Source organism: Dechloromonas hankyongensis (assembly GCF_022012295.1).
Classification (GTDB): domain Bacteria; phylum Pseudomonadota; class Gammaproteobacteria; order Burkholderiales; family Rhodocyclaceae; genus Azonexus; species Azonexus hankyongensis.
Genome location: NZ_JAKLTN010000002.1, coordinates 608,630 through 625,328, shown reverse-complemented (window position 1 = coordinate 625,328; position 16,699 = coordinate 608,630). Strand labels below are relative to the sequence as shown.

The 16,699-nt window shown below is 62.4% G+C and carries 14 protein-coding genes; 10 read left to right on the top strand and 4 right to left on the bottom strand.

Going from position 1 to position 16,699, the window contains the following annotated elements; genetic code table 11:
* Positions 1–49: 49 nt before the first annotated feature.
* Together LZ012_RS11515 and LZ012_RS11510 are read left to right on the top strand one after the other, a co-directional pair.
* Entirely contained in the window at positions 50–1,603 is a 1,554-nt protein-coding gene (locus LZ012_RS11515; RefSeq protein ID WP_275710922.1) for an AsmA-like C-terminal region-containing protein, read from the top strand.
* A 347-nt stretch (positions 1,604–1,950) separates the two neighbouring features.
* The gene (locus LZ012_RS11510; RefSeq protein ID WP_275710920.1) at positions 1,951–2,412 is read left to right on the top strand and encodes a hypothetical protein; all 462 of its coding nucleotides are present in this window, start codon (positions 1,951–1,953) and stop codon (positions 2,410–2,412) included.
* 18 nt (positions 2,413–2,430) lie between these two features.
* Here LZ012_RS11510 and LZ012_RS11505 read toward each other — a convergent pair whose 3' ends face one another.
* Genes LZ012_RS11505 through LZ012_RS11495 form a run of 3 tightly spaced genes read right to left on the bottom strand, consistent with a single transcriptional unit; the run spans position 2,431 to position 4,547 of the window.
* Complete coding sequence (locus tag LZ012_RS11505) at positions 2,431–3,450, bottom strand: SRPBCC family protein (RefSeq protein ID WP_275710917.1); 1,020 nt, start codon at positions 3,448–3,450, stop codon at positions 2,431–2,433.
* 28 nt (positions 3,451–3,478) lie between these two features.
* Positions 3,479–4,054, bottom strand: a complete 576-nt coding sequence (locus LZ012_RS11500) for an NADPH-dependent FMN reductase (RefSeq protein ID WP_275711759.1) — start codon at positions 4,052–4,054, stop codon at positions 3,479–3,481.
* 43 nt (positions 4,055–4,097) lie between these two features.
* Entirely contained in the window at positions 4,098–4,547 is a 450-nt protein-coding gene (locus LZ012_RS11495) for an OsmC family protein (RefSeq protein ID WP_275710915.1), read from the bottom strand.
* Positions 4,548–4,801: 254 nt separating this feature from the next.
* Here LZ012_RS11495 and LZ012_RS11490 point away from each other — a divergent pair, with 254 nt between their 5' ends.
* The gene (locus tag LZ012_RS11490) at positions 4,802–4,975 is read left to right on the top strand and encodes a hypothetical protein (RefSeq protein WP_275710913.1); all 174 of its coding nucleotides are present in this window, start codon (positions 4,802–4,804) and stop codon (positions 4,973–4,975) included.
* 23 nt (positions 4,976–4,998) lie between these two features.
* Complete coding sequence (locus tag LZ012_RS11485) at positions 4,999–7,368, top strand: phosphoketolase family protein (RefSeq protein ID WP_275710911.1); 2,370 nt, start codon at positions 4,999–5,001, stop codon at positions 7,366–7,368.
* Between the two features lie 33 nt (positions 7,369–7,401).
* On the opposite strand, the gene LZ012_RS11480 is transcribed toward LZ012_RS11485, so the two are convergent.
* Complete coding sequence (locus LZ012_RS11480; protein ID WP_275710909.1) at positions 7,402–7,614, bottom strand: hypothetical protein; 213 nt, start codon at positions 7,612–7,614, stop codon at positions 7,402–7,404.
* Positions 7,615–7,844: 230 nt separating this feature from the next.
* Between LZ012_RS11480 and LZ012_RS11475 the strand changes: the two genes are divergently transcribed.
* The 6 genes from LZ012_RS11475 to LZ012_RS11450 all read left to right on the top strand — a co-directional run bounded on the left by LZ012_RS11475 (position 7,845) and on the right by LZ012_RS11450 (position 16,600).
* The gene (locus tag LZ012_RS11475; RefSeq protein ID WP_275710907.1) at positions 7,845–8,390 is read left to right on the top strand and encodes an RNA polymerase sigma factor; all 546 of its coding nucleotides are present in this window, start codon (positions 7,845–7,847) and stop codon (positions 8,388–8,390) included.
* 13 nt (positions 8,391–8,403) lie between these two features.
* Positions 8,404–8,796, top strand: coding sequence for a hypothetical protein (locus LZ012_RS11470; protein ID WP_275710905.1), 393 nt, complete (start codon positions 8,404–8,406; stop codon positions 8,794–8,796).
* A gap of 105 nt (positions 8,797–8,901) precedes the next feature.
* Positions 8,902–10,095: a metallophosphoesterase gene (locus LZ012_RS11465; RefSeq protein WP_275710903.1), complete on the top strand. Its 1,194-nt coding sequence runs from the start codon at positions 8,902–8,904 to the stop codon at positions 10,093–10,095.
* Positions 10,096–10,357: 262 nt separating this feature from the next.
* Positions 10,358–13,270, top strand: coding sequence for a hybrid sensor histidine kinase/response regulator (locus tag LZ012_RS11460; protein ID WP_275710901.1), 2,913 nt, complete (start codon positions 10,358–10,360; stop codon positions 13,268–13,270).
* Positions 13,267–13,716 carry a response regulator gene (locus LZ012_RS11455; protein ID WP_275710898.1) on the top strand — a complete coding sequence of 150 codons (450 nt, stop codon included), beginning with the start codon at positions 13,267–13,269 and terminating at the stop codon, positions 13,714–13,716. Before LZ012_RS11460 ends, LZ012_RS11455 begins: the two co-directional genes overlap by 4 nt.
* Complete coding sequence (locus LZ012_RS11450; RefSeq protein WP_275710896.1) at positions 13,709–16,600, top strand: EAL domain-containing protein; 2,892 nt, start codon at positions 13,709–13,711, stop codon at positions 16,598–16,600. The genes LZ012_RS11455 and LZ012_RS11450 overlap by 8 nt, the downstream gene beginning before the upstream one ends.
* Positions 16,601–16,699: the final 99 nt, after the last annotated feature.

The window sequence follows — 16,699 nt, the reverse complement described above, 5'->3', positions numbered from 1 at the left end:
TGGCAAGGTAAGCGTCGGCGAACTGGCTACCAAGATCGGCAATCCGCGATTGGTCGAAGCCGCGCTGCGCGAGCTGGAAGAGGGCGGATACATTGCCCCGCAAGTGGGCGGCACCCCGGTTTGGCAGGACAGCCGGCAGGGGGCCGAAACCGGGCAGCAGTCCGAGCCGCCGCAGCCGATGTCGCAATTTTCGGTTTTTGGTCCGCAGACCGGCGCGCCGAATTCCCAGGTAAGGGCCGGCGCAGCCAGTGGTTTTCCGTCCTTGGGCAAACCGAGTCTTTCGCCCCGCGGCAGGGCTGGTGAAAGCGGTTTCAAACCGTCCATGGCGCCGCAGCCTTATCAGCGGACAGTGCCGGAGCATGTTGCCGGCAATGCTGATGCCGGTCGCTGGCGCTTGCGGCGGCGTCACCTGGCGCTGGGTCTGGGCGGGATCATGCTGTTGGGCGTGGCGATCGCCCTGTTGTATCCCTATGACCGTTTCAAGCCTGCTTTTGAGACATCAGCCAGCCAATACATCGGGGCTCCCGTCAAAATCGGCGCTATCGGGATGGCGTTGCTGCCAATGCCGCACTTCAGGTTGAGTAACCTGTCCATAGGCGCTTCAGGCGAAGGGCGGGTCGCGGAAGTGAGGATCGCGTCGCCGTGGGCCTTGCTGGGCGGCAAACCGCTGCAGATTTCGCGGATCGACGTGACTGGTGTGCAGTTGATGGCCAGCCAGTTGGTGGCCATGCCGTTTTTCAAGGTCGATGGACCTGTGTCCGGCGTGGCCCTGGTCCGCAAGCTGCATTTTGAGCATTCGCGCCTCGTTTTCGGCGAAGGGGCCGAATTCCCCGATATCTACGGTCAACTGGATTTCCAGGCGGATGGAAAACTGGACAAGGCAACGATCGAAAGCGACGACCGTACGATGCTGGTCGAAGCCAGGCCGGGGCCGCTGGGCATTGCGCTGAACATCGAGGGGCGGGCCTGGAAGCCAGCCGGCACGACGGCGCAATTCGCCTCCTTGCAGGCCAAAGGCATTTTGCAGAAGGACAAGCTGCTGGTTCAGAACATCGATACCACCTTCCTGGGCGGCGTTCTGCGCGGCGACTGGCTGCTCGACTGGGGGCACGGTTTGGCCATGGCCGGTGATGCGACGTTGAGCCGGATAGATACGCGCAAGCTGGGTGCCGCATTTGCCCCATCCCTGAAGCTGGAAGGCGAGATGAGCGGTACCGTCAAACTGCGCTCCAGTGCAGCGAATTGGGAAGCGCTGTGGCGCAATGCCGAGGTCGTGCTGAACACGGAAATCACCCGCGGTACGCTATACGGCGTCGATCTGGGCGAAGCGGCCCGGCGCAATGGTGTTTCCGAGGTGCGCGCCGGGGTGACCAAATTCGATCGCCTGCGCTCGACGATCAGCATCAATCCCCGGCAGATCGCATTGAAGGATGTACGCATGGACGCCGGTATGGTCACCGCCGCCGGCCAGTTCGTCGCCGGCCGCGACGGGCAAGTGGACGGCAACATGGCGGTCACGCTGCAAACCTCGGTGGCGAAGATGAACGTGCCGGTTCATGTGTACGGCAGCTTGCCGGACTTGATTGCCGTCGGTCAGCGTTAACGAAGAGTTCCGGCAAGCGGCTCAAAATAGGTTTTGTCGCGAAGGCATAACCAGCTTACCCATGGACGCACGCCTCGGAAGGATCTGGCGCTGGTCGATCGAGCGGGCTGGCTTTGTCCCGCGGAATCGGAACGTGTTACCAAATACGGTGTCAATTTATAAGCGCTTGCGTTGAGCGCATGAGTTGCCAAGGTGGCCATGATGGTTTTCCCCCGTATTCCCAGAGACGTACGAGGTGCCACCAAGTTCGTTAGCCAGGTCGTTCGAGTCCATCCCGTCATGCGTTGGAAATCACCGCTACAGTGACGGCGTGCGAGTCTGGCGAAAATAAGCAAAGGATATTCGACATGAAACTGTCCATGCTTGCAGTGCCACAAACGCGCCTTAGCCGAATTTGGCTCATGGCTCTGCTAATCGCCATGCATTGCTGGCCGGCGGCCGCCGTCGAAATCGACGATGCCGCAAAAAGCAATGTGGTCAGCGGTCAACAGGCCGAGGTTCCGTGGATTAGTGGCGGCATCGGCGACGAAGCCATGACGGAAATGCGTAAAGTGGCGGCGAACTACAATGTACGTTTGATGCTGACCGGGCCGCGCGGCAATTATTTGGCCGGGGTTCCCTTTACGATCAGCCGCCGAGGCCAAACCGTGGTTTCCGGCGTGACCGAAGGGCCGCTTCTATATCTCAAACTGCCGGCAGGCAGCTATCAGGTTGCCGTCGAAACGGATGGGGCGCGGCAAACGCGGAACGTTCGGGTAGCCGCTTCTGGTTCGGCGGCAAACTTGCGCTTCGTCTCACGCAGCGAATAAGGCTTCCTGGCCAGGTCTTTACTGCCGGCGACTAATTTCTGTCGGCGGAGGCCGTCGGCCGGAAAGCAGGCACCAGCCAAACAATGCCAGCCCAAATACGGCATGGGCGGCAAGGGTCGGCCAGTCGCGGCTCACGGCGAACCACGGAAAGACAGCCGTAAAGCCATGCAGGTTGAGGGCATAAATGGCTAGGCCGTACGCGCTTCCGACCACAAGTGCGGGGAGAGCGCCGAGACGGCCGGCGATGAGGGCGGGAACGATGGCGTAAAACACGGACAATCCAAAATGGATCAGCGTGGCGACCATCAAGACTTCCCATTGCGTGGCCAAAGGGGATGCCAGAATGCCGGGCCCCATCGCGATGGCGGCGGTCAGGTGGGCATCGCGCACCAGCGTCGGCAGTAACGGCACGTCGGTCAGCCACCACAGGGCGAGTTGGACGAGCGTGGCCACCGTTCCGGCGAACAGGCCCGCCATCAGGACCATAGCCGGATCTATGCGGCCACCCTGATGCCGGCGCAGGTGATCCGGCGCCGGCGGTTGGTCTTGGGCCATCAGGTCTATGCTTTTCTGGCTGACCAGCGGTGAGCGGAGCAGGGCGGCCAATCCTTCGCCGCCCTGGGTCATCAGCCGGACGTGGTTGCTGATGAAAATCGAACGGGCCAACGGTGCGAGCAGATTCATCCACCACTTGGTGCTGCGTACATGCCATTCGAACCGAACGATGCTGATCGATCCCCGGCGGGAAAAGCGCCAGTGGCCGACGCCTTCGAGATCGCCGGTGGCCCGGCCTTCGATGGCCACCAGTTTCTTGATGCGGGTGGCGTGTATGTCGAAGACGATGAGGTAGGGCAGTCTGCCTCGCCACGAAAAGCGGCAGATGCCGTTGACGCCATCGCCCTCGGTGCTGGCGATGGGTTCCACTTTTTCCGCCCCCGGCCACCACTCCGGCCAGCGCGTCGAGTCGTGGATGGCATTGTAAACCTCGGTCAGCGGGGCATTTATGCGCCAGATGGTCAGCAAGTGATATTCGGCCACAACACCCCCGCGCTGCGTAGTTTGACGGCTAACTGATCGGATCACCCTTGGCCCGGCGAGTCGATTTTTCCAGCTGAACCAGAGTGCTCAGTAATTTCTGGATCATTTGCCGGCTTCGTTCATCGGTAAGACGGCCGTTGTCGTCGAATCGTTCGGTGGCATTGCCGATCATGACTTCTGGTTGAACCACCGCCGGCATTTCCAGTGTAACGAGAATTTTCCGCAGATCGTACTGAGCCCGGGCGGTGCCGAAATTGCCGACGGAAACACCCATGATGGCAGCCGTCTTGCCCTTCCAGGCACTTTGGCCATAGGGGCGCGACGCCCAGTCGATGGCGTTTTTTAAGCCGCCTGGTACCGAATAGTTGTACTCCGGGGTGGCGAAAAGAATCGCATCGGCCGCCAGGATCTTTTGCTTGAATTCGACCACGGCGGGCGGTGGCGACATTTCCTCGTCCTGGTTGAAAACCGGAATGCCGTGCAGATCGATAACGGTCAAATCGACATTTTCGGGTAGCAATTCCAGCGCCGCCTTCATGGCGAAGCCGTTGTAGGAGCTTCGGCGCAGGCTGCCGACAATCCCCAGGATGTTCGTGTTGGCCATTGGATTTCCTCCATTTGTCAGTTGGCGAACGTCGTTGCAAAATTTACTGAGCCGGTTGCTTCTCTTCGTTAGCCTCAAGGTTTACCGTCAGCGTGATCTGGGCATTGAATAGCTTGGACACTGGACATTCGCGCTTGGCGACGTTGGCAACTCTTTCCACTTCGGCCAGCTCGGCGCCGGGAACGGTGGCGAGCAGATCGAGGTGGATGGCCGTGATGGCGAGTGCTCCGTCGATTTTGTCGAGCGTCACGGTGGCCTGGGTCTGGACCCGATCGGGCACCATGCCTTCCTTTTCCAGTTGCGCGGCCAGCGCCATGCAGAAGCAGCCGGCATGGGCGGCGGCGATCAATTCTTCCGGATTGGTCCCGGGGCCTTCCTCGAAGCGCTCCTTGTAGCCGTATTGGGCGCTGTTCAGGATGCCGCTTTGTGTCGAGATATTGCCGGCGCCTTGACGGAGGCCGCCGGTCCAGGCGGCCGATGCGCTGCGTTTCATGGCAAGTCTCCTGGCGGAGTGGCGACAGCCAGTGCTATAACAAAATGACTGGGCAGGGAAGAGGGGTATGATCGCCGGCACATGGGACTTCTCCTTTGGAACAATGTGGATGGCATCATGGTGGCCGCTCCGGGCGCACTTCTCAGTTCGTCAGACCACACTGGCGATCTATGTTGGACCGCCCACTGAACGCCGCTGAAAGAGCGTGTATAGTCGTACGACAGCATCTGGCTGGTCAGCATCGGAGACCGCACATGAATGACGAAATCGAAAATCGTCCGAAACTGCGACGCGGCGCGACAGAAACCGCTTGTCGCCACTGGACCCCGATCACCCTGCCGCTAGCGGAGCATAAGGAGGCCGCCCGGGAAGGCCAGGCGGAGCCTGACACCGCCCCGCGACCGGCAACCGAAAAAACACCGGACTGAGCCGACACAGCGAGGATCAGGAAATGCCGGTAAGCCGTATCCCCCTCACCGCCGATGAACTCGAACGGATGAATGCCTGGTGGCGCGCCGCCAACTACCTGTCGGTGGGGCAGATCTACCTCCGCGACAACCCGCTGCTCAAGACGCCGCTCAGCCGGTCGGACATCAAGCCCCGCCTGCTTGGCCACTGGGGCACGACGCCGGGCCTTAATTTCATCTATGTGCATATGAACCGGGCAATCCGGCAGCACGACCTGAACATGATCTTCATCGCCGGCCCCGGCCACGGCGGTCCGGCCGTGGTGGCCAATACCTGGCTCGAAGGCAGCTACAGCGAGTTGTACCCGGAGGTTACGGCGGACGAAGAGGGCATGCGCCGCCTGTTCCGCCAGTTTTCCGTCCCGGGAGGCGTCCCGAGCCACGCCTCGCCACATACGCCGGGGTCGATACACGAAGGCGGGGAACTGGGCTATGCGCTGTTTCATGCCTATGGTGCGGTGTTCGACAACCGCTATCTGATCGCCTGCTGCGTCGTCGGCGACGGCGAAGCGGAAACCGGGCCGCTGGCGACCGCCTGGCATTCCAACAAATTCCTGAATCCGCAGACCGATGGCGCCGTACTGCCCATCCTTCACCTCAACGGCTACAAGATCGCCAATCCGACCATCCTGGCCCGTATCAGCCATGACGAACTGGAAAGCCTGTTTATTGGCTATGGCTACCAGCCGATCTTCGTCGAGGGCGAAGACCCGGAAACCATGCACTGCCTGATGGCGGCGGCGGTCGATACGGCCGTCGCCGATATTCAGTCCATCCAGCGCAAGGCGCGTGAAGGTGACGTGCTGACACGCCCGCGCTGGCCGCTGATCATTCTCCGTTCACCCAAGGGGTGGACCGGGCCGCAGAAGGTCGACGGCAAGAAAAGCGAAGGCTCGTGGCGCTCGCACCAGGTGCCGCTCGCCGCCATGGACCGGCCGGAGCACGTGCAACTTCTGGCCGACTGGATGGCGTCCTACCGGCCGTCCGAACTGTTCGATGACGCGGGCTGGCTGAGGCCCGGGATCGCAGCGCTGGCACCCGTTGGCGAACGCCGCATGGGGGCCAATCCGCATGCCAACGGCGGCGCCTTGCTGCGCGACCTGCGCCTGCCGGATTTCCGCGACTATGCCGTGGACGTTCCGACGCCGGGCGGCTCGGCGGCTGAAGCGACGCGCACCCTGGGGGCTTTCCTGCGCGACGTGATGCGCCACAACCCGGACAACTTCCGCGTATTCGGGCCGGACGAAACCGCCTCCAACCGGCTGGATGCCTTGTTTGACGCCACTAACCGCAGCTGGATGGCCGAGCGTCTGGATGACGACGACCATCTGGCGCCGGATGGGCGGGTGATGGAAATGCTCTCCGAGCACGCGTGCCAAGGCTGGCTGGAAGGCTACCTGCTCAGCGGGCGGCATGGCCTGTTTTCCTGCTACGAGGCCTTCATCCACATCGTCGATTCCATGTTCAACCAGCACGCCAAGTGGCTGAAGATGTGCGACGAAATCCCGTGGCGGCGGCCAATTGCCTCGCTCAACATCCTGCTCACCTCGCACGTCTGGCGGCAGGACCACAACGGCTTTTCGCATCAGGACCCGGGTTTCATCGACCACGTGGTCAACAAGAAGGCTGACGTCATCCGCGTCTACCTGCCGCCGGATGCCAATACGCTGTTGTGTGTTGCCGACCGCTGCCTGCAGAGTCGCAACCTGGTCAATGTCATCGTCGCCGGCAAGCAGCCGGAATGGCAATGGCTGGCCATGGATGCCGCGGTCAAGCACGCGGAGGTCGGGATCGGCCGCTGGGAGTGGGCCTGCAACGACCGGCCGGGTGAAGCGGACGTCGTGCTGGCATCGGCCGGCGATGTGCCGACCCTGGAAATGCTGGCCGCCATCGACCTCCTGCATCAACTGGCCCCAGAACTGAAAATCCGCTACGTCAATGTCGTCGACCTGATGACCCTGCAGCCGCAGGAAGAGCACCCGCACGGCCTGTCGGACGCCGAATTTAACACGCTGTTTACCGCCGACAAGCCGATCATCTTCGCCTACCACGGCTACCCGTGGCTGATCCATCGGCTGACCTACCGCCGGGCCAATCCCAACCTGCACGTGCGCGGCTACACGGAGGAGGGGACGACGACCACGCCGTTCGACATGGTCGTGCTCAACAACCTGGACCGCTTCCATCTGGTCATCGACGTGGCCAAGCGCGTACCGCAACTACAGGCCAAAGCCGCGCGCATCAAGCAGGCGATGTATGACCGGCTCAAGCGGCATACCCGCCACATCCTCGAACACGGCGAGGACATGCCGGAAATCCAGGGCTGGCAATGGCCCGGGCGAAGTCCTGAATAGTCTGCAGCCGGTTTGCCGGTCGAGCGTGCCGCGCTACCCTTTGCGCCTGTCAGGTGTTTCGTGAGCCTCGTTGCGATCGCGCTGCTGGCGATCAGGTTTGGCCTTGGCCGGACCTAGCGGACCGCCACCCTCCTGTTCCTCACGTTCATGCTGTCCTTCGTCGGCCTGCTGGTCGAGGGTAAATTCGACGTCCTGGCTCTGGTCCGGACTGCTCAGCCCCGGACGGACTCTGGGTTTGTGTCCCATACAACCTCCATGCCAATCAACAGTTACAACCGGGAGATGAGCAAACCCGGTGCCTTGGGCCTGGGCCCTGGAAGCCGGTAGAAAATGCAGGTGAAAGCCGAATTTGCAAAGCTGAGCGCAACGGTATCCATTATTTTTTGGCAGCCCCACAATATCCGCGCCTGCCATTCGTCTACACAGGCATGGACACGTCGCTTTCCCTTCCACCGCCTTACGACCGGACCATCCCGATGGCAGAGCAGAACCGCCGCCTGACCGAAACGGTTGCCCGTGAAAGCGGGCGGCTGGGCAGCTTCATTCGTCAGCGCGTGCCCGATCCGGGCGAGGCGGAGGACATCCTGCAGGATGTCTTTTTCGAGCTGGTCGAAGCCTGGCGCTTGCCGGAGCCGATCGAGCAGGTCGGTGCCTGGCTGTTTCGGGTGGCGCGAAATCGCATCGTCGACCGCTTTCGCAAGCGGCGCGAGGAACCCTTGCCGGCCGGGCCGGAGGAAGGCGACGACGCGGTGCACTGGCTGGAAAACGCCATGCCGGCCAGCGATGGCGGCCCCGAGGCAGCGCATCTGCGGCGGCTGTGGCTGGATGCCATCGCAACGGCACTTGACGAACTGCCGGCCGGGCCGCGCGACGTATTCATCGCCCATGAACTCGATGGGCGCAGCTTCAAGGATATGGCCGCCGAAAGCGGCACCCCGTTGAACACCCTGCTCGGCTGGAAGCGGCAGGCGATCCTTCATTTGCGCGACCGCCTCCGCCCTCTTTACGACGAACAATCTTGAACAAGGAATGACCATGCTGAAATGCTCTACCGACAAATCCGGCTGCACTGCGCGCTGCATCAAGATCGGCCTGCTCATCGTGGCCGGCATCGCCGCCATCACCTGGGTCGTCATGCAGTTGTGGAACTGCCTGCTGCCTGACCTTTTTGCCGGCGTCTCCCGCATTGGCTACTGGCAGGCCCTGGGCGTACTGGTGCTCAGCCGGATACTTTTCGGCGGCCTTCGCGGTGGCGGCCACGGCCATTGGCGCGAACGCCGGGCACATTGGGAAAGCATGACGCCGGAGGAGCGCCAGCAGCTCAAGGGGCGCTTCGGCAGCCGCTGGGGCAAGTGCTGTTCTTCGCCCAAGGCGGAAGCCGAGGAGAATCCCGGCGACGCCGGAAGCAAACCTACCGGCAGCGTCTGAGCGATGGCGCCAGTCCGCCGGTTTGCCTGCGGGCGGAAGCGGCCGATTGAACCGCCGCGCCGCCAAGGCATCAGATAGTTAGCGAGCCGACCCCGAACTTGGGCCATGCCCACAACGAAAGCCATACGCATGAGCACTGCCGTGCATCGATCGTCCCCCCGCCACAGCGCCCTGCCGGGCCGCGTGCGGCGCGCCCTGTGGCGCATCCTGCCGCTGATCGGTGGCCTGCATGCCTACATCGGCTGGCGCCTGCTGCCCGCCCTGGATCTCGGTACGGCCGGCCTGACTCTGGCCGTCGGCGGGTTGGTCCTGTCCACCGTCCTCGTGCCACTTGGCCTGCTGGCGCGCTTCCTTGCCGTCCGTCAGGCGCTGGCCGACCGCCTTAGCTGGCTCGGCGGTCTGGCAATGGGGCTATTTTCCTCGGTGCTGGTGTTGACCGTGCTGCGCGATATTGCTGGCTTGGTCGCCGATGCGCCATCCCTGGCGAGGCCGACCGCCATCGCCGTCCTCGGCCTGGCCAGCCTGTTCACGCTGGTCGGCTACGTCAATGCGCGGCGGGTTGCCGGCGTCGTCCGGGTCGATGTCCCGCTGGCCGGGCTACCCAAGGATCTGGAGGGATTCACCATCGTCCAGCTCAGCGATATCCACGTCGGGCCGACCATCAAAGGCGACTATGTCCAAGCGATCGTCGACCGCGTCAATCAGCTCGATGCCGATCTGGTGGCCATCACCGGCGACGTGGTCGATGGCAGCGTCGAGCAGTTGCGTGCTCACACCGCGCCGCTGGGCAGCCTGCGCAGCCGGCACGGCAGCTACATCGTTACCGGCAACCACGAGTACTACTCCGGGGCGACGGCCTGGATGCGCGAGTTTGAGCGTATCGGCCTGCACGGTTTGCACAACAGCCACGTCGTGATCAGTCACCGGGGTGCCCGCTTTGTCCTGGCCGGGGTGACCGATTTCTCGGCCGGCGCCTTCGATACGGCGCAGGCAAGCGATCCGGTCGCCGCGCTGGCCGGCAGTCCGCCGGAACTGCGGCGCATCCTGCTTGCCCACCAGCCGCGTTCGGCGAGCGCCGCCGAGGCGGCCGGCTTCGACCTCCAGCTTTCCGGCCACACCCATGGCGGTCAGTTCTGGCCGTGGAATTTCTTCGTGCCCCTGCAGCAGCCCTTTACCGCCGGCTTGCACCGGCTGGGGCGGCTGACGGTCTATACCAGCCGCGGCACCGGTTACTGGGGACCGCCTAAACGCTTCGGGGCGCCCTCCGAGATCACCGTGCTGCGCTTGGTTTCGGCATAATTGGGCGTTTTAGGGGATGCAAGCGCCGGCCGTCCAGGCGGCGATAGTCGGCTGGCTTCCAGTTACGTGCCGGGAAGCGATTCGCTATTACCGGTCACTCAATTTATCTTGTTCCACGGACAGCCACGGTGACTTCACAGGAATGAGCTGTCCCGAGTTGGTTGGCGTTATGGTGCATGAGTATGCTGTTCGGATTTTTCGAGGTGGCCGGCATGTTCCGGATGGACTACACTGGGGGCAAGCATGAGGCGAGCATGACAGCATGGTGGCACCCGTAGAACCACTTCCGTTGCCGGATTACCAAGCACTATTCGAAGCGGCGCCGGGGCTGTACCTGGTGCTCGACCGCCAACTGGTCATCGTTGCGGTCAGCAATGCCTACGCGCAGGCAACGAAGACACGGCGCGAGGACATTCTCGGCAGAGGGATTTTCGATGTCTTTCCGGATAATCCGGACGATCCGGAAGCCGCCGGCGTGCGCAATCTGCAGGCTTCGCTGCAGCATGTGCTGCACTCGGCCGTTCCCGACGCGATGCCGCTCCAAAAATACGACATCCGTAAGCCGGACGAGGAGGGCGGCGGATTCGAGGCGCGTTACTGGAGCCCGTTGAATACCCCGGTCATCGGGGCGGACGGCCAGCTCGCCTACATCATCCACCGGGTCCAGGACGTGACCGACTTCGTGCGCCTGAAGCAGCAGGGTGTCGAAGAAAACCGCTTGAACGAATCGCTGCGCGAACGGGCGGTGGGCATGGAGGCCGAGCTGTTCGCCCGCTCGCGCGACGTAGCGGAAGCCAGTGCCCAATTGAAAACGGCCAATGAAGAATTGGCCAGGCTCTACGCCAAAACGCGGGAAATCGACGAGTTGAAGACCCGCTTCTTCGCCAATGTCAGCCACGAATTGCGCACCCCGCTGACACTCATTCTGGGGCCGCTCGGCCGGCTCCTTGAATCGCCCGGACTGGACGAAGGCGACAGGCAGGCCCTGCAGCTCATCCGGAGAAATGCGCTGCTCCTCCATCGCCAGGTGGACAACCTGCTCGACATCGCCAAGCTCGAAGCGGGAAAAATGCTTGTCCACTATGCCGAACTGAACCTCGCCGACCAGTTGCGCTTGCTGTGTTCCCATTTCGATACGGTCGCCACTGACCGCAATATCCGTTTTACCGTCGATGTTCCGGCGTCGCTCCGGATCGAGGCCGACGACGAGAAGCTGCAGCGTATCGTGCTCAACCTGCTGTCGAATGCCTTCAAATTCGTTCCCGACGGCGGCTGTGTCGCGCTGTCGCTGCAAACCGTCGATGACCAAGCCGTCATTCGCGTTCGCGACAACGGTCCCGGCGTCCCGGACGCCATGCGCGAAGCCATTTTCGAGCGTTTTCTCCAGGTCAACAGCGGCGCCGCGCGCAGCCATGGGGGAACCGGCCTCGGGCTGGCCATCGTCAGGGAATTCGCGTCCCTGCATCGGGGAAGCGTCAGGGTGGTGGAAGCCCAAGGCGGCGGCGCGGAGTTTGTCGTGAGCTTGCCGTTGCAGGCGCCGTCGGGCAGCGCTGCCGCCCCCGCCGTCGGCAGGAAGCACCAAACCATTCCAGCATACGCCGACGGGGAGGCCAGGCCGAAGCTATCGTCGGTACCATCGCTCGGGCAGGAATATCCGCTCATCCTGGTGGTCGAAGACAACCGCGACATGCATGGCTTCATCGCGTCGGCGCTGGCTACCCGCTACCGGGTAGCCAGCGCCTTCAATGGCCAGGAAGGGCTGGAGCAAGCCAAGGCCATCCGGCCGGACCTGATCCTGTCCGACGTCATGATGCCCGGCATGAGCGGCGATCAGATGGTGGCAGCAATTCGCCAGGATCCTTTCCTCGATGACACACCCATCATCATGCTCACCGCCAAGGCTGACGATGCCCTGCGCGTACGGCTGTTGCGGCACGGTGTGCAGGATTACATCTACAAGCCATTCTCCGTTGACGAACTGCAGGCGCGTATTGCCGGCCTGTTGAGCGAGCGCACGCGCGTCGGCAGCCGCGTCCGGCATCTGGAAGAGCGCTTTCGGGCGACTTTCGAGCAGGCCGCCGTCGGTATCGCCCATGTCGCGCCGGACGGGCGTTGGCTGCGCGTCAACCGGAAACTGTGCGACATCGTCGGCTATGAGCATGACGAACTGCTGGCCACGACCTTCCAGGACATCACCTATCCGCCGGACCTGGATGCCGACCTGACATCGCTTCAGCAGGTGCTGGCGGGGGAGATAGACAGTTACCAGATCGAGAAACGCTATGTGCGCAAGGACGGGGAGCTCATCTGGATCAACCTCAGTGTTTCCCTGGTGCGCGACGAAGGCGGCCTACCTGACTATTTCATTTCGGTGGTGGAAGACATCGAGCAGAGGAAGGCGGCCGAGGAGGAGGTGGTCCGGCTGAATGCCGGTCTCGAGCAGCGGGTGCATGAACGCACCGCTGAACTGCAGGCGGCCAACCGCGAACTCGACAGTTTCGCTTACGCCGTTTCGCACGATTTGCGGGCGCCTCTGCGCGCCATCCTCGGTTTTTCGCAAGCCCTGAAAGAAGATTGCGGCGACGGACTGCCGGAAGCGGCCCGCGACTCGCTGCATGAAATCACCGAGGGCGGGCGCCGCATGGGGGAACTGATCGACGGAATACTGGCACTTTCACGCAGTACCCGCGGCGGCCTGCAGAAAAGGAAGGTCGATCTATCCGCAATGGCGACCCGCATACTCAAGGAGATGTCGCATCTCGAACCCGGCCGCCTGGTGGTTTGGGAGGTGGCCCCCGGCTTGGCGGCCTATGGCGATCCGCGAATGCTCGATGTCGTATTGCATAACCTGCTCGGAAACGCCTGGAAATACACCGGCCATGCTCAAGCTCCGCGCATTCGGTTTTTTGCCGAAACCATCGATGGCAAGGCGCGTTATTGCGTTGCGGACAATGGCGACGGCTTCGATATGCAATATGCCGATAAACTTTTTCAGCCGTTTCAGCGTCTACACAGCCAGACGCGGTTTCCGGGCATCGGCATCGGCCTGGCGACGGCACACCGTATCATTTCCCGCCACGGTGGCGTGATCGATGCGACGGCCACAGCGGGCAGCGGCGCTTGTTTTCGCTTTACCTTACCCGAGGGAGCAGACTACGAGGACGACACGGAATGACAGCGCACACCCTGCTCTTGGTTGAAGACAATGCGCAGGATGAGAAACTGGCCATGCGGGCCCTAGGCAAGATCGACCTAGCCATCGCCGTCGATGTCGTCCGCGATGGTCAGGAGGCGCTGGACTACCTGTTCCGGGAAGGCAATTTTGCCCGGCTGCGCGGAACCGGACTGCCGGTGGCGGTGCTGCTGGATATCGGGCTCCCCAAATTATCCGGTCTCGAGGTGCTGGCGCGCTTGCGCGCCCACCCCAGCACCCGCCTGTTGCCGATCGTCATGCTGACCTCCAGTGACGACGAAGGCGACCGGCTGAGAAGCTACCGGGACGGCGCCAACAGCTTCGTGCGCAAGCCGGTCGAATTCGACCGCTACACCGATACCTTGATCCAACTGGGTCGATACTGGTGGCAGATGAACGAGCCGCCGCCGGAGATGGCAAATGCTTGATCTGCTGTACATCGAGGACAATCCGGCTGACTTTCGCCTGGTCGTGCGCCATCTCCAGCAACAGGGCGTGGCGGCGAACATTACCCGAGTGGAGAGCGCAGAGGATCTGACCAAAGCGCTGGGCGAAAAGGAATGGAATGCCGTTCTGACCGACTACAAGGTGCCCGGGCTTCCATTTCGCGAAATTCTGAGCAGTCTGGTGCATTTACCCGACATCCCGATCATCCTGATTTCCGGATCGATCGGCGAGGAGACGGCCGTCGAACTGCTCAAGGACGGGGTCTGGGATTTCGTCCTCAAAGACAACCTGGCCCGGCTGTGCCCGGCCCTCGAAAGGAGTTTGCGCGACAGCACCGAGCGCAAGGCCAGGCGTGTCGCCGAGTGCGCCCTGCAGGAAAGCGAGGAGCGCTTTCGCCTGATCGCTGCGACCATCACCGAGGTCATCTGGATGGTCGACTTCGCGCGGACGGAAATCTTCTACGTCAGTCCGGCCTACGAGACGCTGTGGAGGCGCAGCTGCGCGTCGCTTTACCAAAACCCCCGTTCATTCCTCGATGCCATTCATCCGGAAGATCGGCCCAGGGTGCGCGAAGCCATTCAAGCCGCACAACTGGCCAGCGAGCCGTTCGACCACGAATACCGGCTGTTGCGGGACGATGGGAGCGTGCGCTGGGTCCGCAACTGCGGTTTTCCGGTAGCCGCGACCTCTCGCTTTCCCGAGCGCTACGTCGGCGTCGCCGAGGACATTACCGAGAGCCGCAGGGATCAGGAAAAACTGCGCCAGGCGGCTACCGTTTTCGAGAGCACCCGCGATGGCGTGGTGATCGCTGACCTCGACGCCAACATCCTGGCGGTCAACAAGGCCTACAGCGACATTACCGGTTACAGCGAACAGGATGCGCTGGGCGAGAATCCGCGCATGATGCAGTCCGGGCGCCACGGCCCCGAGTTCTACCAGGCCTTGTGGGCCAGTCTTTTGCAGACCGGACAATGGCAGGGCGAAATCTGGAACCGGCGAAAGAACGGTGAGATTTTCCCATGCTGGATGACCCTGACGACGGTCAACGATGCCCGCGGCGATCCCACTCACTACGTCAGCGTTTTCTCCGACATCAGCCAGATCAAGCGCAGCGAAGCGCAATTGTCGCGGCTGGCCCACTACGATCCGCTGACCGGGCTGCCCAACCGCCTGCTGCTGCAATCCCGCCTCGATCACGCCCTGGAAAGGGCATCGCGGCACGGCAATCGGCTGGCCTTGCTGTTCATCGACCTGGATCGCTTCAAGACGGTCAATGACAGCCTGGGCCACCGGATTGGCGATCAGCTTCTCGTCGATGTGGCCCATCGTTTGCAGTCGCGCGTCAAGGATGACGATACGCTGGGCCGTTTCGGTGGCGACGAGTTTCTGGTAGTGCTCGAACCCATCGGCCTGCCGGAGGAGGCTGCCGGCATCGCACGGGATTTGCTGGCTGTGCTGACCCCGCCTTTCCCGCTGGACGGGGACAACGAAGCTTATGTCAGCGCCAGTATCGGCATCAGCGTCTATCCGGAAGACAGCGTGAGCGCCACCGAATTGCTGCGCAATGCCGATACGGCCATGTACCAAGCCAAGGAGCAGGGGCGTAACTGTTTCTGCTTCTATACGGCCGACATGAATGCCCGGGCCTTGGCACTGCTTGATCTGGAAAGGGCGGTGCGCCGGGCACTGGAGCGGGGCGAGTTCGTGTTGCATTATCAAGCCAAAGTCGACCTGCGCAACGGGCTGGTTTGCGGCGCGGAAGCCTTGATCCGTTGGCGCCGGGAGAACGGCACGTTGGAAAGCCCGGCCAACTTCATTCCCTTGGCCGAAAAGTCGGGGCTGATCGTTTCCCTGGGCGCCTGGGTGATTGACGAAGCCTGTCGTCAGCTGCGGAGTTGGCGGGACGCGGGATGGGGCGATCTGTGTCTGGCAGTCAATGTGTCGGCGCGGCAGTTCTTCGCCGGGGATTTTCATGGCGTGGTCTCCGATGCCTTGCATCGGCACGGCATACCGGCCCAATGCCTGGAACTGGAAGTCACCGAAAGCATGCTGATGGAGGACCCCGAGCGGACAATCGCCATCCTGCACCGGCTGAAGCAGATCGGCGTCAAGCTGTCGCTCGATGACTTCGGTACCGGCTATTCCGGCTTTGCCTATCTGAGCCGTTTCCCGATCGATACGCTGAAGATCGATCAGTCCTTCGTACGCAATATCGTCGTCGAGCCGGAAGCGGCGATGATCGCCGTGTCGATCATCGATCTGGCCCATCGCATGCGCCTGAGCGTCGTGGCGGAAGGGGTGGAAACCGAAGCGCAACTGGGCTACCTGAAGTCGAAAGACTGCGATCAGATGCAGGGATATTTCTTCGCCAAGCCGCTGCCGGCCGACCAGTTTCTGGGCCTGTTGCAGGACGGAAAATGTCTGCCCTATGCCAGGACGCTGGAGGAAAAAGAGGGACGGACACTGTTGCTGGTCGACGACGACCCGGGCGTCATCTCGTCGCTGACCAGACTGTTGCGCCGCGAGGGGTATCGAATCCTGTCGGCCGGGAGTGGTCTGGAGGGCCTGGAATTGCTGGCCACTCATCCGGTCCAGGTCATTCTGGCCGACCAGCGCATGCCCAACATGACGGGCACCGATTTCCTCAGCCGGGTCAAGGATCTGCATCCGGATACCGTACGCATCGTGTTGTCCGGCTATACCGATCTCGAATCGGTGACGCGGGCAGTCAACGAAGGTGCCATCTACAAGTTTCTGCACAAACCGTGGGATGACGATCATCTGCGCGAGCATATCCGCGATGCCTTCCTGTACCAGGAGGCCGTGGTCCGGCCGCGGGAAGCAAAAACCGACAAGTGGCCGTGAGCGCGGCGAGCTGGGGCTCGCCGTTGGAGGCGTCCGGAAGGCCCATCACGCTTTCACCGACAACCAGAAAAGTGGCTTGGCTCCGCTTCAATGAGGATG